Genomic DNA, 22,930 nt, shown 5'->3' on the forward strand with positions numbered 1-22,930 from the left:
CGTCGCGGCTCTCGCTCTGTCTCATCAGCGTGGCGCTCGGCGTCGGGCTGGCGGGCTGCGGCGGCGAACAGGAAGAGCTCAGCCAGTGGATGGACCAGCAGCGCCGCGAGGTCAAGCCGAACGTCGAGCCGATCGCCGCCCCGAAGCAATTCGTGCCGCAGCCCTATGTGGCGCTGAGCGGTGTCGAGCCCTTCAGCAACCAGAAGCTGACGGTAGCGCTCAAGCAGGAAGCGCGGCAGCCGAATTCCCTGCTGTCGGCCGAGATCAACCGCCGCAAGGAACCGCTCGAGGCCTACCCGCTCGACAGCATGTCGATGGTCGGCAGCGTCGTGCGTGGCGGTCGCCAGTACGCGCTGCTGCGGGTCGACAACCTGCTCTATCAGGTCAAGCCGGGCGACTACATCGGCCAGAACTACGGAAAGATCACCAAGATCTCGGAGACCGACGTGGCGCTCCGGGAAATCGTTCAGGATGCAGCCGGTGAATGGATTGAGCGCACCAGCGCCCTCCAGCTTCAGGAGAAGGCGCGATGAAGAGCAATCAGGAGAATCAGATGACCGCTAAATGGCGCGCCCGTGCCTTGACGCTCGTGTTGTCGTTGGGTGCCTGCGCGAGCGCGCTGGCCCAGAACGCGATCCAGTCGATCAGCAGCAGCCAGCAGGCCGGCTCCGAAGTGATCCGCGTGGAATTGTCGGAACCGCTGACCGCCGTGCCGGCCGGCTTCGCGATCCAGACGCCACCGCGCATCGCGATCGACCTCCCGGGCGTCTCCAACGCCCTCGGCAAATCGAGCGTCGAGATCAACCAGGGCAATCTGCGCACGGTCAATGTCGCCCAGGCCGGGGAGCGCACGCGTCTCGTGTTGAACTTGAAGAAGGCCGCCAATTACCGCGCCGAGGTGCAGGGCAAGGTGCTGCTCCTTGTGTTGGACGGTGGCCCTGCACCGGAAGCCGCCGTGGCGGCCGCGCCGGCCGCGACACCTTCCGGCAACTTCGCGCCCAGCCTGAACCGCAACCCGCTGTCGCTGAAGGACATCGACTTCCGCCGCGGCAGCGATGGCGCCGGTCGCGTCGTCGTCGAACTGCCGAACAGCCAGGTCGGCGTCGACATCCGCCAGCAAGGGCAGAGTCTGGTCGTCGAGTTCCTGCGTTCGTCGTTGCCCGACAACCTGCGTCGTCGACTCGACGTGACCGATTTCGGCACGCCGGTGCAGTCGATCACGACCACGCAGAACGGCGACCGTGTCCGCATGACCGTCGACCCCCGCGGCAACTGGGAACACAGCGCCTACCAGAGCGACAACCAGTTCGTGCTCGAAGTGCGCCAGCGCAAGGTCGACCCGAACAAGCTCACGCAGGGCCCGGGCTACGCGGGCGAGAAGCTGTCGCTGAACTTCCAGAACATCGAGGTCCGTGCGCTGCTGCAGGTGATCGCCGACTTCACGAACTTCAACGTCGTGACGAGCGACACGGTGACGGGCAACGTCACGCTGCGCCTCAAGGACGTGCCGTGGGACCAGGCGCTCGACATCATCCTGCAGGCCAAGGGCCTCGGGCTGCGCAAGTCCGGCAACGTGATCCTGATCGCGCCGAAGGATGAACTCAACGCCAAGGAAAAGGTCGAGCTCGAGGCCAAGGCCCAGATCGCTTCGCTCGAACCGCTGCGGACGCAGTCGTTCCAGTTGAACTATGCGAAGGCGGCTGATGTCGCGAACGGGCTGACCGGCCAGGGCGGTCAAGGAGCTGCAGGAACAAATTCGCGAATCCTCTCGAGCCGCGGAAGCGTCATCTACGAAGCGCGCACGAATCAGATGTTCGTCAGCGATACGCCGTCGAAGCTTCAGGAAATTCAAGACATGATCGCGAAGATCGACATCCCGGTGCGCCAGGTGTTGATCGAATCACGTATCGTGATCGCGGACGATTCCTTCGGACGCTCGCTCGGCGTGAAGTTGGGCTTGGTTGACAACCGTGGCGCTCGCGGCGGCATCTCCGGGTACAACGTCGGCGGCAGCAATTACATCGGCGTCGGCGGCAACCTGAACGCGGTCGGCACGCAAACCCAGCAACCGGGCGCGACCAGCGGCTTCAACGATACGAACTTCGTCAGCCTTCCAGCCGGCAATCCGCTGGGTGGCGACGCCAGCCCCGCGTCCTTTGCGCTGTCGCTCTTCACCGCCGGGGCGAACCGATTCCTCAACCTGGAACTCTCCGCCCTCGAAGCCGAAGGCAAGGGCAAGATCGTTTCGAGCCCCCGCGTCATCACGGCCGACCAGCAGAAGGCATTGATCGAGCAAGGTGAAGAAATCCCCTACCAGTCGTCCACTTCCAGTGGCGCGACGGCGGTCAGCTTCCGCAAGGCGAACCTGAAGCTCGAGGTCACGCCGCAGATCACGCCTGAAGGCAGCGTGATTCTCGATGTGGACGTGACCAAGGACAGTCGCGGCACGTCGGCGGGTATTGCCGGCTTTGCAATCAACACGAAGCACGTGCAGACCAAGGTGTTGATCGAGAATGGCGGCACAGTCGTGATCGGCGGCATCTTCGAGCAGAACGAACGTGAGGATATCTCCAAGGTTCCGCTGCTTGGCGATGTGCCGTACCTCGGCAATTTGTTCAAGACCCGGACGAAGTCGAGCACCAAGACCGAGATGCTGATTTTCCTCACGCCCAAGGTCGTCACGGACCGGACGGCAGCGCGGTGACGCTCCAGCCAGTCAGCGCGGAGCGTACGTAGAACACTATCAAAGCAGGTGCGAGCGATGAAAACAGGGATGCAGGCTGCCGTTTTTTCCGCCATGGTTGCGGCCACCGTATTGGCTGCGTGCGGCGGCGGAGGAGACGATGAAGCAGGTTCGCCGACGGCGTTCAGCATTGTTCCGAGCACCGTGACATTCACGGCGCCGCCGGCAGGCACGTCCGTTGGCGTATGCCCCGGCGGCGGAACCGCCACCATATTTGTGTATGGCGGCGCCGCACCGTATCGGATCGACAACACCGTGCCGGATTTCATCGCACTGAGTACCGGAACCGTCAGCGACCGTGGGGGCAGCTTCACGATCACCACGCTGGGTGGTTGTGTCTCGCCCGGCAACATCGTCGTCGTCGACAAGCTCGGCAACAACGTCACGTTGACGGTGACGACGACGCCTGGGGCCTGACGCCAGCCGGCCTCCACTGCCCACGGATTCCAGCTGTGACGCTGGTACATCTGCCGTGAGCAGGCCTGAGCTGATTGCGTTGGTCTCGATGCCGGGCGGAGGCAAGTCCACGGTCGGCAGACAACTTGCGCGTCGGCTGAACTGGGAATTCGCAGACTCCGACGCGCTCGTCGAGCGCCAGGTGGGCTGCTCTATCAGTAGTTTCTTCGAGCGCGAAGGCGAGGCGCGATTTCGCGACATCGAGGAGCAGGTCATCGCGGACTTGCTGGGCAAGCCCCGACAGGTACTCGCGACCGGCGGAGGGGCCATCCTGCGACAAGCGACGCGCGAACGCCTCAACCGCCATGCGACAGTCGTCTACCTGCGTTCCACGCCCGAGGACCTCTTCCGGCGCCTGCGCCACGATACCAAGCGCCCGTTGCTGCAGGTGGCCGATCCACTGACGCGACTGCGAGAGCTGTACGCGACCCGGGATCCGCTCTATCGCGAAACCGCGCACTTCAGCGTCGATACGGGCCGCCCCTCCGTCCCCACGCTCGTCAACATGATCCTCATGCAACTCGAGCTTGCCGGCGTGATCGACGCCTCCGGCGTACCGTCGCCGATCGACGCACCGCCGCACTGAGCGGCGGCGGGGAGCGACGCCCGTTTGCCGTGGCTCGTACACTTCGCCGATGAACTCCCATGACGTTGAACGGGTCGCGATCGATCTCGGCGAGCGCAGCTATGACATCCTGATCGGCTCCGGCCTGCTCGGCCGCGCCGACACGTTCGAGGGCCTGCCGGCCGGCGCTGCGGCGGCGATCGTGACCAACGAGATGGTCGCGCCCCTGTTGGCGGCGCGACTCACGCAGGCCTTGCGGCCCGCCTTTGCGCAGGTGCAGCTGATCGTGCTGCCCGACGGCGAAGCGCACAAGAACCTGGCGACGCTGAACACGATCTTCGACGCGTTGCTCGGCGCGGCCTGCGACCGCAAGACCATCGTCTTCGCGCTTGGCGGCGGGGTGGTGGGCGACATGGCCGGTTTCGCCGCCGCCTGCTACATGCGCGGCGTGCCCTACGTGCAGGTGCCCACCACGCTGCTCGCGCAGGTCGACTCGTCGGTCGGCGGCAAGACGGCGGTGAATCATCCGCTCGGCAAGAACATGATCGGCGTGTTCAACCAGCCGCTGCGGGTGATCGCCGACCTCGACGTGCTCGACACCTTGCCCGCGCGCGAGTTCAGCGCCGGACTGGCCGAGGTGATCAAGTACGGGCCGATCGCCGACGAATCGTTCCTGCAGTGGATCGAGGGCAACCTGCCCGCGCTGCTGGACCGCGACCGCGCGGCGTTGCGGCACGCGGTTCGCCGTTCGTGCGAGATCAAGGCCGACATCGTCGCGCGCGACGAGCGCGAGGCTGCCGTGCGTGAGCTTCTCAACTTCGGCCACACCTTCGGGCATGCGATCGAGAGCGGTCTGGGTTACGGCGAATGGCTGCACGGCGAGGCGGTCGGCTGCGGCATGGTCATGGCGGCCGACCTGTCGCGGCGCCTCGGGTTGATCGATCGGGCGTACCAGGACCGCATCGTCCGCGTGATCGAACGCGCGGGGCTGCCGGTGCGCGGGCCGCGCCTCGGGGCGGCCCGCTACCTCGAGCTGATGCGCGTCGACAAGAAGGCGCGCGACGGCGAGATCCGTTTCGTCGTGATCGAGTCTCCGGGGCGCGCGGGCGTTCGCACGGCGCCCGATGCCCTGGTGGCGCAGGTGATCGACGACGCCACGGCGTGAACCCGATGACGAAGCCTGCTCGCGCCCCGGCCGCCTGGGCGAGCCGGGCCGCGCATTCTCGTGGCCGCGCCCGGCCCGAGCCCGCGGCACCGACGCGCGACGACTTCCAGCGCGACCGCGACCGCATCGTCCACAGCACGGCCTTCCGGCGCCTGGTCTACAAGACCCAGGTCTTCCTGAATCACGAAGGCGATCTCTTCCGTACGCGCCTGACGCACTCGCTCGAGGTCGCGCAACTGGCGCGTTCGGTCGCGCGTGCCCTGGGCCTGAACGAGGACCTGTGCGAGGCGATCGCGCTCGCGCACGACCTGGGCCACACGCCGTTCGGCCACGCCGGGCAGGATGCGCTCGACGCCTGCCTGCGCAAGGCGCATCCGGACAGCGGCGGCTTCGAACACAACTTCCAGAGTCTGCGCGTCGTCGACGAGCTGGAGGAGCGCTATCCCGATTTCGACGGCCTCAATCTCACATTCGAGACGCGCGAGGGCATCCTCAAGCATTGTTCGGCGCGCAACGCGCGAGCGCTCGAGGCCCGCGAGCCCGGGGGCGTGGGCCGGCGCTTCATCGACCACACCCAGCCCGGTCTCGAGGCGCAGCTGTGCAATCTGGCCGACGAGATCGCCTACAACACCCACGACATCGATGACGGGGTCCGATCCGGACTGTTGGGCTACGAGCAACTGCTGGAGCTGCCGGCCTTTGAGCGCTTTCACCGCGAGTCGCTTGCGGCGCACCCGGCGCTGGCGGGGCGCCGGTTGTTGTTCGAGGCCTTGCGACGGATGTTGTCGACGCAGGTCTACGATTTGATCGACACCAGTGCGTCGCGTTTGGCGCGCACCTCGCCGCGTGACGCGGATGCCGCGCGCGTGGCGGGGCCGTTGATGGCCTGCAGCGACGACGCGCATACCGCCTCGCGCGAGGTGAAGGCGTTCTTGCGTTCGGGACTCTATCGACACCCGCGCGTGGTGCAGACGACCCAGTCGGCTCGCCAGGTCGTGGCGGATCTGTTCGACGCGTACAGCGCCGACCCGGCCCAGTTGCCGGCGACGCATGCGCTGCGCACGCCGCAGCATCGAGCCGTGGCCGACTACATCGCCGGCATGACCGACCGGTTCGCGCTGCGCGAGCACGCGCGCCTGTTCGGACCGGGGCGCAGCGGCCTGGACTGGCAGGGTTGACGCGGTCGGGACGCTGCAGTGGCACGCCTGCGCCGAATCGTCCTGCCCGGCGAATTGCATGTGGTCGTCCATCGCGGTCACAACGGACAGCCGGTCTTCATCGACGAGCATGATCGCGACGCCTACCTCGCCAGCGTGCGTGAGGCGGGGCGCGAGGCGGGTGTGGCGATCCATGCCTATGGCCTGTTGACGCGCGAAGTCCGCCTGCTCGTGACCCCGCGCGATGCCGAGGGACTCGGGCGGATGATGCAATCGGTCGGACGCCGCTACGTGCGCCAGTTCAACCAGCGTCACGCGCGCAACGGCACGCCCTGGGAAGGGCGGTTCCGCTCGGCGGTGATCGAAGCCGCTTCGCAGCTGCCCGCCGCGATGTACTTCGTCGAGGCGCTCGCCGAGCCGGGCGCCGACGATGTGCGCAGCAGCGCCGGTCACCACCTGACAGGGCAGGCCGATACGCTCGTCGTCGCGCACCCGTCGTTCTGGGCGCTGGGGAACACGCCGTTCGAGCGCGAGGCGGCCTACCGGCGCTACGCCGCGGACGGGCCTCCGGAGCGCCAGTTGGCAGCAATCTTGCATGCGGCCGCGCATGGGTGGGCGGTCGGTTCCGACGGGTTTCTCGCGACCGCGGCGCAACAGGCCGAAAGGCGGCCCCGGCCGGCCTCGCCGGGGCGGCCGCGCGTTGCGCAACGCTGATCTGTCCCCGATTTCCTGAGTCGAACTGATCGCTGAGAGTTAATTGGTGTCAGACCCCGACTGTTTGTGTTGAGAACTATGCTGCAGTGCAGTATCCTTCCCAGCCGTTTTGAGCCTCCGGAGCGCGCGCCATGCCCCTTACTACAGATCCCTCGTCCGCCGCGGCGCCCTCCGATGCCGAACTCACGAGCGCCCAGACACGTGGCTTGTATGACCCGACGTCCGAGCACGATGCCTGCGGCGTCGGCTTCGTCGCCCACATCAAGGGGCAGAAGGCGCACTCGATCGTCGAGCAAGGCCTGAAGATCCTGGAGAACCTCGATCACCGCGGCGCCGTCGGCGCCGACAAGCTGATGGGCGACGGTGCAGGGATCCTGATTCAAATCCCCGACGAGTTCTACCGCGCCGACATGGCCGCCCAAGGCATCACGCTGCCGCCGCCCGGGGAGTACGGCGTCGGGATGATCTTCCTGCCCAAGGAGCATGCGTCGCGCCTGGCCTGCGTGCAGGAACTGGAGCGCGCCGTCAAGGCCGAAGGCCAGATCCTGATCGGCTGGCGCGACGTGCCGGTTGATGCGGAGATGCCGATGTCGCCCACCGTGCGCGCCAAGGAGCCGATCCTGAAGATGATCTTCATCGGCAGCGGCCCCGACGTGATCGTGCCCGATGCGCTGGAGCGCAAGCTCTACGTGATCCGCAAGACCGCGTCGAGCGCGATCCAGGCGCTCAAGCTGACCCATTCGCGCGAGTACTACGTGCCCAGCATGAGCTGCCGCACGGTCATCTATAAAGGTCTGCTGCTCGCCGACCAGGTCGGCAAGTACTACAAGGACTTGCAGGACACCCGCGTCACCTCGGCGCTCGCGCTGGTGCACCAGCGCTTCTCGACCAATACGTTCCCCGAGTGGCCGCTCGCGCACCCGTACCGGATGGTGGCGCACAACGGCGAGATCAACACCGTCAAGGGCAACTTCAACTGGATGCGCGCCCGCGAGGGCGTGATGAAGTCGCCGGTGCTCGGCGACGACCTGAAGAAGCTGTACCCGATCAGCTTCGAGCACCAGAGCGACACCGCCACCTTCGACAACGCGCTCGAACTGCTGGTGATGAGCGGCTACTCGCTTGCCCACGCCGCGATGATGATGATCCCCGAGGCCTGGGAGCAGCACGCGACGATGGACGAGCGCCGCCGCGCGTTCTACGAATACCACGCCGCAATGATGGAGCCGTGGGACGGCCCGGCCGCAATGGTCTTCACCGATGGACGCCAGATCGGCGCCACGCTCGACCGCAACGGCCTGCGCCCGACGCGCTACATCGTCACCGACGACGACCTGGTGGTCGGCGCTTCCGAATCCGGCGTGCTGCCGATGATCGCGGAGAACCGCATCGTCAAGAAGTGGCGCCTCCAGCCGGGCAAGATGCTGCTGATCGACCTCGAGCAGGGCCGCATCATCGAGGACGAGGAGCTGAAGAACCAGTTCGCGTCCGCCAAGCCGTATCGCCAGTGGATCGAGAGCGTGCGCGTCAAGCTCGACGACGTGCCGGCCGGCGCGCAGCCCGCGCCGCACAGCGAATCGCTGCTCGACCGCCAGCAGGCCTTCGGCTACACGCAGGAGGACCTGAAGTTCCTGCTCAGCCCGATGGCGCAGGCCGGCGAAGAGGGCATCGGCTCGATGGGCAACGACTCGCCGCTGGCGGTGCTGTCGGACAAGAACAAGCCGCTCTACAACTACTTCAAGCAGCTGTTCGCGCAGGTCACGAACCCGCCGATCGACCCGATCCGCGAGGCGATCGTGATGTCGCTGGTGTCGTTCATCGGCCCGAAGCCGAACCTGCTCGACATCAACGCGGTGAACCCGCCCATGCGGCTCGAAGTGCCGCAGCCGATCCTCGATTTCGAGGCGATGGCGCGGCTGCGCGAGATCGAGAAGCACACCGGCGCAAAGTTCAAGAGCTACGAGCTGAACATCACGTACCCGCTGGTCTGGGGCGATGAAGGCGTCGAAGCCAAGCTCGCATCGCTGTGCGCGGAAAGCGTCGACGCGATCAGGAGCGGCCACAACATCCTGATCATCAGCGACCGCCAGATGAACCGCGATTTCGTCGCGATTCCGGCGCTGCTGGCCTTGTCGGCGATCCACCAGCACTTGGTGCGCGAGGGCCTGCGCACGACGGCCGGTCTGGTCGTCGAAACCGGTTCGGCCAGGGAAGTGCATCACTTCGGCGTGCTCGCCGGCTACGGCGCCGAGGCGGTCCACCCATACCTCGCGATGGAGACGCTCGCCTCGATGCACAAGGAACTCGCTGGCGACCTGTCGGCCGAGAAGGCGATCTACAACTACGTCAAGGCGATTGGCAAGGGCCTGTCGAAGATCATGTCCAAGATGGGCGTGTCGACCTACATGAGCTACTGCGGCGCGCAGTTGTTCGAGGCGATCGGGCTCGACAAGGATCTGGTCCAGAAGTTCTTCAAGGGCACCGCGAGCCAGGTCGGCGGCATCGGGGTGTTCGAGGTCGCCGAAGAGGCGATCCGCATGCACAAGGCCGCGTTCGGAGACGATCCGGTGCTCGAGAACATGCTCGACGCCGGTGGCGAATACGCGTGGCGGGTGCGCGGCGAGGAGCACATGTGGACGCCCGACGCGATCGCCAAGCTGCAGCACAGCGCGCGCTCCAACAAGTACGAGACCTACAAGGAATACGCGCAGATCATCAACGACCAGTCGCACCGCCACATGACGTTGCGCGGGCTGTTCGAGTTCAAGGTCGATCCGAGCAAGGCGATCCCCATCGACGAGGTCGAGCCCGCGAGCGAGATAGTCAAGCGCTTCGCGACCGGTGCGATGTCGCTCGGCTCGATCAGCACCGAGGCGCACGCCAACCTCGCTGTCGCGATGAACCGCATCGGCGGCAAGTCGAACACCGGCGAGGGCGGTGAAGACCCGGCGCGTTATCGCAACGAACTCAAGGGCATCCCGATCAGGCAGGGCACGAAGTTCAGCGACGTGCTCGGGCCGGGCAACATCCAGGTCGACTTCGAGCTGAACGACGGCGACTCGCTGCGCTCGAAGATCAAGCAGGTCGCATCGGGCCGCTTCGGTGTGACCACCGAGTACCTGCAGAGCGCCGACCAGATCCAGATCAAGATGGCGCAGGGCGCGAAGCCCGGCGAGGGCGGTCAGCTGCCCGGCGGCAAGGTGACCGACTACATCGGCATGCTGCGCTACTCGGTGCCGGGCGTCGGCCTGATCTCGCCGCCGCCGCACCACGACATCTACTCGATCGAAGACCTCGCGCAACTGATCCACGACCTGAAGAACGCCAACTCGCGCGCCAGCATCAGCGTCAAGCTGGTCAGCGAGGTCGGCGTGGGCACGATCGCGACCGGCGTGGCCAAGGCCAAGGCCGACCATGTCGTGATCGCCGGCCACGACGGCGGCACCGGCGCCTCGCCGTGGAGCTCGATCAAGCATGCCGGCACCCCATGGGAACTGGGCCTGGCCGAGACCCAGCAGACGCTGGTCTTGAACCGCCTGCGCTCGCGCATCCGCGTGCAGGCCGACGGCCAGATGAAGACCGGGCGCGACGTGGTCATCGGCGCGCTGCTCGGCGCCGACGAGTTCGGCTTCGCGACCGCGCCGCTGGTGGCCGAGGGCTGCATCATGATGCGCAAGTGCCATCTGAACACCTGCCCGGTCGGCGTCGCGACGCAGGACCCGGTGCTGCGCAAGAAGTTCACCGGCCGCCCCGAGCACGTCGTCAACTTCTTCTTCTTCGTCGCCGAGGAAGCGCGCTCGATCATGGCGCAGCTCGGCATCCGCAAGTTCGATGACCTGATCGGCCGCGCCGATCTGCTCGACACGAAGAAGGGCGTCGAGCACTGGAAGGCCAAGGGCCTCGACTTCAGCCGCGTGTTCCAGCTGTCGACCGCGCCCGCCGAGGTGGCGCGCCGCCATACCGAGGAGCAGGACCACGGTCTCGCGAAGGCGCTCGACGTCAAGCTGATCGAGAAGTGCCGCCCGGCGATCGAGACCGGCGAGAAGGTGCAGTTCATGCAGGAGGTGCGCAACGTCAACCGCACGGTGGGCGCGATGCTCTCGGGCGAGCTGATCAGGCACCGCCCCGAGGGCCTGCCCGACCACACCATCTTCATCCAGATGGAAGGCACCGGCGGTCAGAGCTTCGGCGCGTTCCTCGCGAAAGGCATCACGATCTACCTGATCGGCGACGCGAACGACTACACCGGCAAGGGCATGAGCGGCGGGCGCATCGCGATCCGGCCGAGCATCGAGTTCCGCGGTGACGCGACGCAGAACATCATCGTCGGCAACACCGTGCTGTACGGCGCGACCAGTGGCGAGGCGTTCTTCCGCGGCGTGGCCGGCGAGCGCTTCGCGGTGCGGCTGTCGGGCGCGACCGCGGTCGTCGAAGGCACCGGCGACCACGGCTGCGAGTACATGACCGGCGGCACGGTCGCGGTGCTCGGCAAGACCGGGCGCAACTTCGCGGCAGGCATGAGCGGCGGCGTGGCCTATGTGTACGACGAGGACGGCAGCTTCGCCTCGCGCTGCAACACCGCGATGGTGTCGCTCGGCAAGGTCGTGAGCGCCGCCGAGCAGGAGGCCGAGCGCGACCACTGGCACAACGGCCAGCCCGACGAGGCGATCCTGAAGAAGCTGATCGAGGACCACCACAAGTGGACCGGCTCGCTGCGCGCGCGCCACATCATGGACCACTGGGTCGAGTCGCGCGCCAAGTTCGTCAAGGTGTTCCCGAACGAGTACAAGCGCGCGCTCGGCGAACGCGCGGCGAAGGCGGTGATGCTCGCGAGCGAATCGAAGGCGGTGCAAGAGGCCGACACGACGATCGCGAAGGCGAAGAACAAGTCGGTGCCTGCCAAGTAAGCGGCCCTCGTACAACGAACACAGACGCACAGCATCATGGGAAAAGTCACCGGCTTCATGGAATACGAGCGCCTCGAGGAGGGTTACGCGCCCGTCGCCGAGCGCAAGCAGCACTACAAGGAATTCGTGATCGGCTTGAAGGAGGCCGACGCGAAGATCCAGGCCGCCCGCTGCATGGACTGCGGCACGCCGTTCTGCAACAGCGGCTGCCCGGTCAACAACATCATTCCGGACTTCAACGACCTCGTGTACCGCGCCGACTGGAAGAACGCGTTCGCGGTGCTCGACTCGACCAACAACTTCCCCGAGTTCACCGGCCGCATCTGCCCGGCGCCGTGCGAGGCGGCGTGCACGCTGAACGTCAATGACGACGCGGTCGGCATCAAGAGCATCGAGCACGCGATCATTGACAAGGCCTGGGCCGAGGGCTGGGTCACGCCGCGCCTGTCGAAGACCAAGACCGGCAAGAAGGTCGCGGTGGTCGGCTCCGGGCCGGCCGGCATGGCCGCGGCGCAGCAGCTCGCGCGCGCCGGTCACGCCGTGACGCTGTTCGAGAAGAACGATGCGATCGGCGGCCTGCTGCGCTACGGCATTCCTGACTTCAAGATGGAGAAGTCGCACATCGACCGCCGCGTCAAGCAGATGGAGGCCGAGGGCGTGACGATGCGCACCGGCGTGCTGGTCGGCAAGATGCCCGAGGGCACGAAGGTCACCAACTGGGCCAGGGAAACAATCACGCCCGAGCAGCTGAAGGCCGAGTTCGACGCCGTGCTGCTGACCGGCGGCGCCGAGCAGTCGCGCGATCTGCCGGTGCCCGGCCGCGAGCTCGACGGCGTGCATTTCGCGATGGAGTTCCTGCCGCAACAGAACAAGATCAACGCCGGCGGCAAGATCAAGTCGCAGCTGCGTGCCGACGGCAAGCATGTCGTCGTGATCGGCGGCGGCGACACCGGCAGCGATTGCGTGGGCACCAGCAACCGCCACGGCGCGGTCAGCGTCACGCAGTTCGAACTGCTGCCGATGCCGCCCGAGCAGGAGAACAAGCCGCTCGTGTGGCCGTACTGGCCGATCAAGCTGCGCACTTCGTCGAGCCACGAGGAAGGCTGCGAGCGCGAGTTCGCGATCGCGACCAAGGAGTTCATCGGCGGCGAGGGCAAGGACAAGGGCAAGGTCAAGGGCCTGAAGGCGGTGCGCGTCGAGTGGCAGGGCGGCAAGATGGTCGAAGTCGCCGGCTCGGAGCAGACGTTGCCGGCCGATCTGGTGCTGCTGGCGATGGGCTTCGTCAGCCCGGTGGCGAGCGTGCTCGAGGCCTTCGGCGTCGAGAAGGACGCGCGCGGCAACGCCAGGGCGTCGATGGACGCGGTCGGTGGCTACGCGACCAACGTCGACAAGGTCTTCGCGGCCGGTGACATGCGCCGTGGCCAGTCACTGGTGGTGTGGGCGATCCGCGAGGGCCGGCAGGCGGCACGCGCGGTCGATCTGTTCCTGATGGGCGCCAGCGAACTGCCGCGCTGACCGCAACACGCTGGCGAAGGGTCGCGTGAGACAATGATTTTCGAGAGCCGACCCAGAACAACGACCGCATGCCGAGTGACTTCAGCCGGACCCGCCATGACCAAAGCAGCGCCGACGCGCTGATCGAGGTCGACCACGTCACGTTCGGCTACGAGCCCAGCCGGAACATCCTCAACGACATCTCGATGAGCTTCCGGCGCGGGCAGGTCACCGCGATCCTCGGCGGCTCGGGATGCGGCAAGACGACCGTGCTGCGCCTGATCGGCGGTGTGCATCCGGTGACGCAGGGCAGCGTCCGCTTCGCGGGCGAGGCGATCGACACGCGCAACGCCGCGCAGCTCTACGGCTTGCGGCGTCGTCTCGGGATGCTGTTCCAGTTCGGCGCGCTGTTCACCGACCTGTCGGTGTTCGAGAACGTCGCGTTCCCGCTGCGCGAGCACACCGATCTGGACGACACCATGATCCGCGACATCGTGCTGATGAAGCTCAATGCCGTGGGCTTGCGCGGCGCGGCCAGGCTGCGCATCGCCGAGATCTCCGGTGGCATGGGTCGACGCGTCGCCCTCGCCCGCGCCATGGCGCTCGACCCGGAAGTGCTGCTCTACGACGAGCCATTCACCGGCCTGGATCCGATCGCGATGGGCGTCACCGCCAACCTGATCCGCAAGCTGAACGACGCCACCGGCGCGACTTCGCTGGTCGTCTCGCACGACGTGCACGAGTGCTTCGCGATTTGCGACTACGCCTACATCATGGCCGCGCCGGGGGTGGTGATCGCACACGGGCGGCCCGAGGAACTGAACGCCAGCGAGGATCCGCAGGTGCGTCAGTTCCTGCGCGGCGAGCCTGACGGCCCGGTGCCGTTCCACTATCCCGCGCCGCCGCTGGCGCAGGACCTGGGCCTGCAGGCGCGGTGAGCATGGGCTGGGTCGCCGCGATCGGTCGCTCCGTCATCGAGAGCCTGCGGGTGCTGGGTCACCACGCGTTCTTCTTCTGGGAATTGCTGCGCACCTTGCCGGTGTCGCTGCGGCGACCCTATTTCTCGGTCGCGCAGGTGCACGCGCTGGGCAACCTGTCGCTGCTGGTGATCCTGTCGTCGGGCCTGGCGGTCGGCTTCGTGCTGGCGCTGCAGTCCTACTACGCACTCGTGACCTATGGCGCGGCCGACTCTGTCGGGTTGCTGGTGAACTTGTCGCTGGTGCGCGAGCTGGGCCCGGTCGTCACCGCGCTGCTGTTCGCCGGGCGCGCCGGCACGTCGCTGACCGCGGAGATCGGCCTGATGAAGGCCGGCGAACAGCTCGCCGCGATGGAGCTGATGGCGGTCGACCCGAAGAGCCGCGTGCTGGCGCCGCGCTTCATCGGCGGCGTCGTCGCGATGCCGATCCTGGCGCTGCTGTTCTCGGCGGTGGGCATCCTCGGCGCGTACATCGTCGGGGTGATGCTGATCGGGCTCGATCCGGGCAACTTCTGGTCGGCGATGGAGAACGGCGTCGACGTGTGGCGCGATCTGGGCAACGGCGTCATCAAGAGCATCGTGTTCGGGGTGATCTGCAGCTTCGTCGCGGTCTATCAAGGTTATGAAGCCAAGGCCACGCCCGAGGGCGTGGCGCGCGCGACGACGCGCACGGTGGTGATCTCCTCGCTGACGGTGCTGGCGATGGACTTCCTGCTCACCGCGCTGATGTTCTCGACGCGCTGAACGACAAGGGGAATGAATATGGGCAAGAAGGGCACTGAAACGCTGGTCGGCTTCTTCGTATTGCTGGGCATCGCCGCGCTGGTGTTCCTGTCGCTGCGGGCCGCCAATCTGAGCAGCTTCAACGGCGGCGACACCTATCCGCTGGCGGCCAAGTTCGACAACATCGGCGGGCTCAAGGTGCGCGCGCCGGTGCGCAGCGCCGGCGTCACGGTCGGCCGGGTCGCCTCGATCACGCTCGACCCGAAGACATTCCAGGGCGTCGTGATGCTGGACATGCAGAAGTCGGTGCAGTTCCCGGCCGATTCTTCGGCGCGCATCCTCACCTCCGGTCTGCTCGGCGATCAGTACGTCGGCCTCGAGGCGGGCGGCAGCGAGAAGAATTTCGCCGCCGGCGATACCATCAAGCAAACCCAATCGGCGATCGTGCTGGAAAGCCTGATCAGCCAGTTCCTGTTCAACAAGGCGGCCGACGCCGGCGCCGCGCCGGCGGCACCCGCGCCCGCCGCCCCCGGAGGTAAGAAGTGACCCGCTCAACCGACATGCGCTCCCTGTGCGCGCGCGCAGTGCTGACCCTGATGGTGGGCGCGTTGCTGACGCTCGGCGGCTGCGCGACCACCAAGTCGTTGGTGACCGATGCGCGTGGCGGCCCGGGCGCGCGCCTCGACCCGTGGGAGAACTGGAACCGCAAGGTCTTCGCCTTCAACGAGGGCCTGGACGAGCGCATCCTGAAGCCGGTCGCGACCGGCTATGCCAAGGTGGTGCCGCAGTTCGTGCGCCGTAGCGTCGACAACTTCTTCGCCAACGCGGCGGATGCCTGGTCGGCTGTCAACAACGTGCTGCAAGGCAAGGCCGAGCCCGCATTCACCGACGTCGTGCGCTTCACGACCAACACCGTGTTCGGCTTCTTCGGCGTCCTCGACATCGCCAGCGAGTTCGGCCTGGAGCATCACTACGAAGACTTCGGCCAGACGCTCGGCCGCTGGGGCTTCGGCGCGGGTGCGTACATCGTCTGGCCGCTGATCGGCCCGTCGACCGTGCGCGAAACGATCGCGCTGCCGCTCGACCGCACCGCGTCGCCGGCGCTGTACATCAGCGATGGCAGCTACCAGTTCGGCGTCGTCGGCCTGCAGATCATCAACACCCGCGCCAGACTGCTGGGCGCGAGCCAGGTGATCGACGACATCGCACTCGACAAGTACACGTTCATCCGCGATGCCTATCTGCAGCGCCGCCGCAGCCTGGTGTTCGATGGCGACGCGCCGGAGATGCCCGACGCGCCGTCGCCGGCGGCCGTGCCGGCCTCGGGCGCGACCGCGGCCGATCCGGTGTACGCGCCGGCGCCCCCCGCCACGGCCGGCTCGGCTCCCACCAAGCCGTGAACCGCTGACCCGGTTCGCGCGTTAACCACGGGGCCGCCGCTGAACCAACCGGTCGAAGCGGGCTCAGACAGGCTCACCTGTCTCTACAAAGAGGAAACCAGATGTTGCTCAAGCGAATGATTCCGTGGCTGGCTGCCGGCCTGCTCACCGTGGGCTGTGCCGTCTCGCAGGCGCAGTCCGGCAAGTCGCCCGACGCGCTGATCAAGGAAGTCTCGACCGACGTCCTCGACTCGGTCCGCGCCGACAAGTCGATCAAGCAAGGCGACGTGACCAAGGTCATCGCGCTGGTCGACAGCAAGGTGATGCCGCACGTCGATTTTCAGCGCATGACGGCCTCGGCGGTTGGCCGTTACTGGCGCCAGGCGACGCCGGACCAGCAGAAGCGACTGCAGGACGAATTCAAGATCCTGCTGGTGCGCACCTACTCGGGGGCGCTCGCCCAGGTGCAGGACCAGACGGTCGAACTCAAGCCGATGCGCAGCACGCCGACCGACACCGAAGTCGTCGTGAAGACCGAGATCAAGGGCCGCGGCGACCCGGTCCAACTCGACTACCGTCTCGAGCAGACGCCCGGCGGCTGGAAGATCTACGACGTCAACGTGCTCGGCGTGTGGCTGGTCGAGAACTACCGCAACAGCTTCTCGCAGGAAATCAGCTCGGGCGGGATCGACGGGCTGATCGGCAAGCTCGCGGCGCGCAACAAGTCGGCCGGCGCGGCGAAGAGCTGAGCGTCCGCGTCGATGATGCTGCTGCCCGCCACCGTCACGGCCAAGGAGGCCAACGATACCCGTCGCCTGCTCGCGCAGGCGATGAAGGGCGAGCAGGGTGACGCCGTCGTCGTCGATGCCTCCAACCTGCAGCATTTCGATTCAGCGGCGCTGGCAGTGCTGCTGGACTGCCAGCGCGCCGCAGATGCGTCGGGCAAGCGCTTCACATTGCGTCACGTCCCGCCCAAGCTGGCGGCATTGGCCGCACTTTACGGGCTCGACGTCGTGCTGATGGCCGAGCCCGAGGCGCCGCCGGCCGCCTGAGCCCGTCGGCGCAGCGCCGCGATCAGGCGCCAGCCCAACAGCACGCCGATCACTGCGGCGTAGACCGCCACCTCCGCATAGTTGCTCTTCGCGGAGCGCATCCAGAAGAAGTGCAGCAGACCCAGCAGCGCCACTGCATACACCGCGCGGTGCAGCGCCTGCCAGCGGCGCGCCCCGAGCGCCTTGATCGCGCGGTTGAACGACGTGGCCGCGAGCGGCAGCATCAGCAGCAGGGCACTCGTGCCGACCAGGATGAACGGGCGCTTCGCGATGTCGCGCACGATGTCGCTCCAGACCAGCCCCATGTCCAGCCAGCTGTAGCAGAGGAAGTGCACCGCGCCATAGAAGAACGTGAACAGCCCCAGCATGCGCCGGAAGCGCGCGAGTGCCGGCAGCGTCAAGGCCTGGCGCAGCGGTGTCACGGCGAGCGTGAGGCACAGGAAGCGCAGAGTCCAGTCGCCGGTCGCGCGGATCAGCGCCTCCGCCGGGTTGGCGCCGAGCACGTTCGTTCCCATCACGCTGAGCACTGCACCGCGCAGCAGCCAGGCGAACGGCAGCAGGCACAGCGCGAACAGGAGAACCTTCGCAGCCGGGCGCAGCAGAAGCGGCAGGGGCCGCGCGGGCCTTTGCAGCGCCCGCATCGTCAGAAGTTCTTCTTCAGGTCCATGCCCGTGTACAGGGACGCGACCTGCTGCCCGTAGCCGTTGAACATCAGCGTCGGCCGCTTCTTCGCGAAGATGTTGTCCTGGCCGATGCGGCGCTCGGTCGCCTGGCTCCAGCGCGGATGATCGACCTCGGGATTCACGTTCGAATAGAACCCGTATTCGTTGCTCGCGCTCTTGACCCAGCTGGTCGCCGGCTGCTTCTCGACGAAGCGGATCTTCACGATCGACTTGCCGCTCTTGAAGCCGTACTTCCACGGCACGACCGCGCGCACCGGCGCGCCGTTCTGGTTCGGCATCACCTCGCCGTACATGCCGAACGCGAGGAGGGTCAGCGGGTGCATGGCCTCGTCGATCCGCAGGCCCTCGACATACGGCCATTCCAGCACGCGCGAGCCGACGAAGGGCATGGTCTTCGGATCGGCCAGCGTCACGAACTCGACGAACTTGGCGTTGCCGGTCGGCTCCACCTGCTTGATCAGCTCGGCCAGCGAATAGCCGACCCATGGGATCACCATTGACCAGCCTTCGACGCAGCGCAGTCGGTAGACGCGCTCCTCGAGCGGCGCCAGCTTCAGCAGGTCGGCGATGTCGTAAACCTTGGGCTTGCGCACCGCGCCTTCGATCGCCACGGTCCACGGCCGGGTCTTGAGCGTGTGTGCGTTCTGGGCCGGATCACCCTTGTCGGTGCCGAACTCGTAGAAGTTGTTGTAGCCGGTCGCGTCGATGTAGGCGGTGGGCGTCTCCATCGTCACGCCGCCGGCGATCGTGCTGCGCACGCCGGGCAGCGGCGCGAGCTTGCCGCCGCTGGCCGATTGCGCGTGGGCTTCGCGCGCGGCCCAGGTGGCGAGCGCCGCGCCGGCGACGCCGGTGCCGAACAGCTTCAGCAGCGTGCGCCGGTCGGCGTAGGCCGCGCGCGGCGTGATCTCGGAAGGATGCGGATGGTCGAAGCCGCGGTCGCGAAGATGGTGCATGGAGGGTGCTCGCTCGGTCGATGACAGTCCGTCGCGATCGCGACGGGCCTTCTTACCTACGCACCGCCACGCGAGTCAGATGACGTCGCCGAAATCGGTCGGTGCCAACAATTGGAGCGCGCTCCTGGAGGCGCGTTCCCGAAAACTCTTGCGGGCGAACAGCTTGGCCTGCGCCTGCTCGGGCAGGTCGGTGATGTTCATGATGTTCTTGGTGAGGAGCGTGTCGATCACGTCTTCGAGCACGCGCACGAAGCCGGCGTCGAGTTCATCGAACGCACCCGGCATGGTGCCAGCGCCGACGAAGGCGAGCAACTCGCGATCGCCGTCGGCGACGAACTCGCGGCAGGCGTCGTCGGCAAGACGTTGAACGGTCGCGATCCGCCCCTCGTCATCGCGGTGAACATAGGGCATGGTGGCACTCCGGAGACAGGCTCAAAGCGTACCGTACGAGTGCAATCCGGAAAGGAACATGTTCACGCCGAGGAAGGCAAACGTGGTCACGACCAGCCCGGTCAGCGCCCACCAGGCCGAAACCACGCCCCGGAGGCCCTTCATCAGGCGCATGTGCAGCCAGGCCGCGTAGTTGAGCCAGACGATCAGCGCCCAGGTCTCCTTCGGGTCCCAGCTCCAGTATCCGCCCCAGGCCTCGGCGGCCCAGAACGCACCGAGGATGGTCGCGATCGTGAAGAACGCGAAGCCGACCGCGATCGACTTGTACATCAGGTCGTCGGCGATCTCGGCGCTCGGCGTGCGGGCGTTGATCCACTTTCGGGCGACGATCGTGAAGGCGAAGAATGCCATCAGTCCGGTGATCATGCGGCCGGACTTGGCCACGCTCGCCATGCCCTCTGCCGACAGGCCGCCGAACAGCGCGAACCCGAGCAGCGGCATTGCGATCACGATGCCCGGCACGCCGAGCAGGCCGATCCACAACGCCCGCGGCGTCGCGTTCTTCAGCACGTAGGCCAGCGCCACCATCGCCGACAGCGCAAAGCTGCCGTAGCCGATGAAGTTGGCCGGCACGTGCAGCTTCATCCACCAGCTCTGCAGGGCGGGCACCAGCGGCTGGATCTCGCTGGCCTGGCGCGCCAGCGTGTACCAGATCAGAAAGCCGACCGCGGCACTGACGACCAGCATCACGAACGCGCCGAGCGAGCGGGTGCCGTAGTGCTGCTCGTAGTACAGGTAGAACAGCGCCGTCAGCCAGCAGAACAGCACGAACACCTCGTACAGGTTGCTGACCGGGATGTGGCCGATGTCGGCGCCGATCTGGTGACTCTCGAACCAGCGCACCATCGTGCCGGTCAGCGCCATGAAGACGGCGGCCCAGGTCAGGCCCGAGCCGATCCGCACGGCGGTATTGTTCTCGGTTTTGGCGGCGAACCCGATCCAGTAGAACGTAGTGCTCATGAAGAACAGCACGCTCATCCACATGATCGCGCTCTGGCTCGACAGGAAGTACTTGAGCAGGAAGACCTGGTCCGCCTGCGCCAGGTCCGCACCGAAGCCGTCCATCTGCCGGTTGTAGAGGCTGATCGCGAGCAGCGTGGCCGCGGCGACGCCGACCATCAGCACGCGCAACGGGCCCCAGAACCAGCCGAGCAGAACCGCCACCGGCAGCGTGCCGACGAGGATGAGCTTCTCGTAGTAGTCCATCGCACCGGCGTAGCGCGAGAACGCGTAGCCGCCGCCGACGACGACGAGCAGCGCGAACAGCCAGTCGAAGATCGAGCGGCCGGTCACGAAGCCGACCGGGCCGGCGCGGCGGCCGAGCGACATCGTCTCGAGGGTGGTCGTGTTCATCAGGCTTCCTTCAGGATCTGGCGCTTCAACTGCTCGAACTCGGCGTCGGCGTCCAGCGTGCGGCGGGTGGTGGACAACGCCGTGGTGATCTTGGTTCCGTTCGCGGCGGGCGTGAGCCACACCCACAGGCGGCGCTCGCGAATGTAGAGCATCGCAAAGACCCCGACGATCAGCAGGATCGCGCCCAGGTAGACGAGCTTCTTGCCGGGAGCGCGCGCGACCTGGAACACGCTCGCCTGCACCTGCGTGAAGTCGGTCAGCTGGAACAGCACCGGCGCCGGGTAGAAGAAGCTGTCGGACAGCGACAGCACCGACTGGGTCATGAACGCCTGGGTCTTGTCGTCTGCCTTCAAGGGCGCGAGACCGGCGTTCTCGCGGGTCAGGTTCAGCAACTCGAACAGGGTGCCGTTGAGGATGCGCAGCAGCACCTCGGAGATGCGCACGCGGTCCGCCTCCGGCACGCTGCCCTCGATGAAATCGGAGATCGCCTGGAGCCCGGCGCGCGGGTCGGCCGGTGCCGCGGCACCCTTGGGAAGCACGGATTCCGCGCCGGCGAACAGCCCGAGGGCCCGCTCCGCGGTCGTCGTCAGCTGCGCTGCCATCTCGGGCTTGTCGGGCGGCGAGGCGATGGCCACGTAGCGGGCGGCCGCCTTGCTGCGCAGCGCCGGATCGAGCAGGCCCATGCGCAGGCGCGCCCAGCCGTCGATGCTGTCCTTGTCGTCGGCGGGGATGCGCAGGTAGCGCATCTCCTGCTCCGGCTTGTCGCGGGCGCCGACGAGGAAGACGCGGACGCCATCGAGCTCGACGGGCACCATGTAATTGTTGAATTCGCGGGCCTGCCCGGCGGCGTCGCGCAATTTGTAGCTGACCGACGGGCCGACGTTGCGCAACTCCTTCTTGCCATTGCCCTTGGCGCCCGAGCCGAGGTGCTCCTGCAGGGAACCGACCAGGTCGACCTTGCGCACGTCCGTGCCGGCCGCGCCGGCCGGATTGCCGCCGAGGTTCTCGACGTTGATCACGCGCAGGCCGGTGAACTCGAGCGTCATCTGCGACGCCCCGTTCGAGATCTGGGTCTTGCCGCCGACCACGCCATCTATGTCGAAGGTCTTGCCGCCCGCGCTCATCGGCAGGCCGCGCAGCTTGAGGGCCGAGCCGCCGTCGTCGAAGCTGCTCTGGTAGATCGCCACGCCGCGGTGGAAGGCCGGCTCGTTGACCTTGACCAGCGCCGGGATCGATTCGCCGCTGTCGTGGTCGTGGATCACGATCTCGCTGGCGAACAGCTTCGGCATGCCGGTGTCGTAGTAGTCGACGATGAACTTCTTCAGTTCCACGTCGAACGGCAGGTCCTGCATCACGACGCCGTCCTGCAGGTTGATCACCGCGGTGCTCGAGCGCTGGCCCTCGGGGACGAACAGGTTGGCGCGGAAGGTCGGCGTGCCGGGGCCGAGGCGGTTCGCGGCCGGCACGTCGCGCATCATGCCGCCGCCGGTGTAGCTGCTCTTGCCTTGCAGCGCCATCTGCGCACGCACGATCAGGTCGCCGTCGAGCAGCCCGCCGACGCACACCAGGACGATCGCCGAATGCGCCGCGATGTAGCCGAGCTTGTTGGCGGTGCCACGGCGCGCGGCGATCATCGTCCCCAACTCGCGCTCGCCGTCCTTGCGAACCTGCACCTTGGCTTTCCAGCCCGAATGCACCAGGAGGGCCGAGATGCGCTCGAACGCAGCGTCGCGGGTCTCGGCGACTTCGGCCTGGCCGCGGTGGTGGAACGCGCCGAGCGCCTGCTCCCGCACATGCTCCTTGTAGGTCTTCAGATCGACGACGATCTTCGGCACGTTGCGCGCGATGCACAGGCTGGTCGAGATCACCAGGAACGCCAGGATCAGCAGGAACCACCAGACGCTGTAGACCGAATACAGGCCGACCTTGTCGAGCACCTCGGCCCAGAACGGCCCGAACTGGTTGACGTAGTTGTTGTATGGCTCGTGTTGCTTGACGACGGTGCCGATCACCGACGCGATGCAGATCACCGTCAGCAGCGAGATCGAGAAGCGCATCGACGACACCAGCTCGACGACGTCGCGCACCCGGCGCGAGCGGGTACGCAGTTCGATGCCGGTGGTGGAGGCGGTCATGGGCGGATTATCCGGGGCGGCGTGC

At 66.8% G+C, this 22,930-nt stretch carries 20 protein-coding genes; 15 read left to right on the plus strand and 5 right to left on the minus strand.

Going from position 1 to position 22,930, the window contains the following annotated elements:
• The first annotated feature begins 29 nt into the window (after positions 1-29).
• From ACWH49_RS14760 to ACWH49_RS14830, 15 genes are all read left to right on the plus strand, one after another.
• Positions 30-533: a pilus assembly protein PilP gene (locus tag ACWH49_RS14760; protein WP_448172135.1), complete on the plus strand. Its 504-nt coding sequence runs from the start codon at positions 30-32 to the stop codon at positions 531-533.
• Complete coding sequence (gene pilQ, locus ACWH49_RS14765) at positions 530-2,704, plus strand: type IV pilus secretin PilQ (protein WP_448172136.1); 2,175 nt, start codon at positions 530-532, stop codon at positions 2,702-2,704. The genes ACWH49_RS14760 and pilQ overlap by 4 nt, the downstream gene beginning before the upstream one ends.
• A gap of 69 nt (positions 2,705-2,773) precedes the next feature.
• The gene (locus ACWH49_RS14770) at positions 2,774-3,160 is read left to right on the plus strand and encodes a hypothetical protein (RefSeq protein WP_056461168.1); all 387 of its coding nucleotides are present in this window, start codon (positions 2,774-2,776) and stop codon (positions 3,158-3,160) included.
• 55 nt (positions 3,161-3,215) lie between these two features.
• Positions 3,216-3,785, plus strand: a complete 570-nt coding sequence (locus ACWH49_RS14775) for a shikimate kinase (protein ID WP_448172137.1) — start codon at positions 3,216-3,218, stop codon at positions 3,783-3,785.
• A 49-nt stretch (positions 3,786-3,834) separates the two neighbouring features.
• A complete protein-coding gene (gene aroB, locus ACWH49_RS14780) occupies positions 3,835-4,929 on the plus strand; it encodes a 3-dehydroquinate synthase (protein ID WP_448172138.1) in 1,095 nt (364 codons plus the stop codon).
• Positions 4,930-4,934: 5 nt separating this feature from the next.
• On the plus strand, positions 4,935-6,107 hold the full coding sequence (locus ACWH49_RS14785) for a deoxyguanosinetriphosphate triphosphohydrolase (protein WP_448172139.1): 1,173 nt from the start codon (positions 4,935-4,937) through the stop codon (positions 6,105-6,107).
• Between the two features lie 18 nt (positions 6,108-6,125).
• Positions 6,126-6,800, plus strand: a complete 675-nt coding sequence (locus ACWH49_RS14790; RefSeq protein WP_448172140.1) for a transposase — start codon at positions 6,126-6,128, stop codon at positions 6,798-6,800.
• A 131-nt stretch (positions 6,801-6,931) separates the two neighbouring features.
• Complete coding sequence (locus tag ACWH49_RS14795) at positions 6,932-11,707, plus strand: glutamate synthase-related protein (protein ID WP_448172141.1); 4,776 nt, start codon at positions 6,932-6,934, stop codon at positions 11,705-11,707.
• Between the two features lie 36 nt (positions 11,708-11,743).
• Complete coding sequence (locus ACWH49_RS14800; RefSeq protein WP_448172142.1) at positions 11,744-13,222, plus strand: glutamate synthase subunit beta; 1,479 nt, start codon at positions 11,744-11,746, stop codon at positions 13,220-13,222.
• 68 nt (positions 13,223-13,290) lie between these two features.
• Positions 13,291-14,139, plus strand: coding sequence for an ABC transporter ATP-binding protein (locus ACWH49_RS14805; protein WP_448172143.1), 849 nt, complete (start codon positions 13,291-13,293; stop codon positions 14,137-14,139).
• Between the two features lie 2 nt (positions 14,140-14,141).
• On the plus strand, positions 14,142-14,921 hold the full coding sequence (mlaE, locus tag ACWH49_RS14810) for a lipid asymmetry maintenance ABC transporter permease subunit MlaE (RefSeq protein WP_448172144.1): 780 nt from the start codon (positions 14,142-14,144) through the stop codon (positions 14,919-14,921).
• A gap of 12 nt (positions 14,922-14,933) precedes the next feature.
• A complete protein-coding gene (gene mlaD / locus ACWH49_RS14815) occupies positions 14,934-15,446 on the plus strand; it encodes an outer membrane lipid asymmetry maintenance protein MlaD (RefSeq protein WP_448172145.1) in 513 nt (170 codons plus the stop codon).
• Positions 15,443-16,300, plus strand: coding sequence for an MlaA family lipoprotein (locus tag ACWH49_RS14820; RefSeq protein WP_448172146.1), 858 nt, complete (start codon positions 15,443-15,445; stop codon positions 16,298-16,300). Before mlaD ends, ACWH49_RS14820 begins: the two co-directional genes overlap by 4 nt.
• A 101-nt stretch (positions 16,301-16,401) precedes the next feature.
• Complete coding sequence (locus tag ACWH49_RS14825) at positions 16,402-17,028, plus strand: MlaC/ttg2D family ABC transporter substrate-binding protein (RefSeq protein ID WP_448172147.1); 627 nt, start codon at positions 16,402-16,404, stop codon at positions 17,026-17,028.
• A gap of 12 nt (positions 17,029-17,040) precedes the next feature.
• The gene (locus ACWH49_RS14830) at positions 17,041-17,331 is read left to right on the plus strand and encodes an STAS domain-containing protein (protein ID WP_448172148.1); all 291 of its coding nucleotides are present in this window, start codon (positions 17,041-17,043) and stop codon (positions 17,329-17,331) included.
• On the opposite strand, the gene ACWH49_RS14835 is transcribed toward ACWH49_RS14830, so the two are convergent.
• The 5 genes from ACWH49_RS14835 to ACWH49_RS14855 all read right to left on the minus strand — a co-directional run bounded on the left by ACWH49_RS14835 (position 17,277) and on the right by ACWH49_RS14855 (position 22,905).
• Positions 17,277-17,972 carry a sulfite oxidase heme-binding subunit YedZ gene (locus ACWH49_RS14835; RefSeq protein ID WP_448172149.1) on the minus strand — a complete coding sequence of 232 codons (696 nt, stop codon included), beginning with the start codon at positions 17,970-17,972 and terminating at the stop codon, positions 17,277-17,279. The genes ACWH49_RS14830 and ACWH49_RS14835 overlap by 55 nt on opposite strands.
• A gap of 2 nt (positions 17,973-17,974) precedes the next feature.
• Entirely contained in the window at positions 17,975-18,967 is a 993-nt protein-coding gene (msrP, locus tag ACWH49_RS14840) for a protein-methionine-sulfoxide reductase catalytic subunit MsrP (RefSeq protein WP_056461199.1), read from the minus strand.
• A 75-nt stretch (positions 18,968-19,042) separates the two neighbouring features.
• Positions 19,043-19,378 carry a hypothetical protein gene (locus tag ACWH49_RS14845; RefSeq protein ID WP_448172150.1) on the minus strand — a complete coding sequence of 112 codons (336 nt, stop codon included), beginning with the start codon at positions 19,376-19,378 and terminating at the stop codon, positions 19,043-19,045.
• A gap of 21 nt (positions 19,379-19,399) precedes the next feature.
• Entirely contained in the window at positions 19,400-20,770 is a 1,371-nt protein-coding gene (gene ccsB, locus ACWH49_RS14850) for a c-type cytochrome biogenesis protein CcsB (protein WP_448172151.1), read from the minus strand.
• Positions 20,770-22,905, minus strand: coding sequence for a cytochrome c biogenesis protein ResB (locus tag ACWH49_RS14855; protein WP_448172152.1), 2,136 nt, complete (start codon positions 22,903-22,905; stop codon positions 20,770-20,772). Before ACWH49_RS14855 ends, ccsB begins: the two co-directional genes overlap by 1 nt.
• Positions 22,906-22,930 lie beyond the last annotated feature (25 nt).

It is taken from the genome of Rhizobacter fulvus (assembly GCF_964020785.1).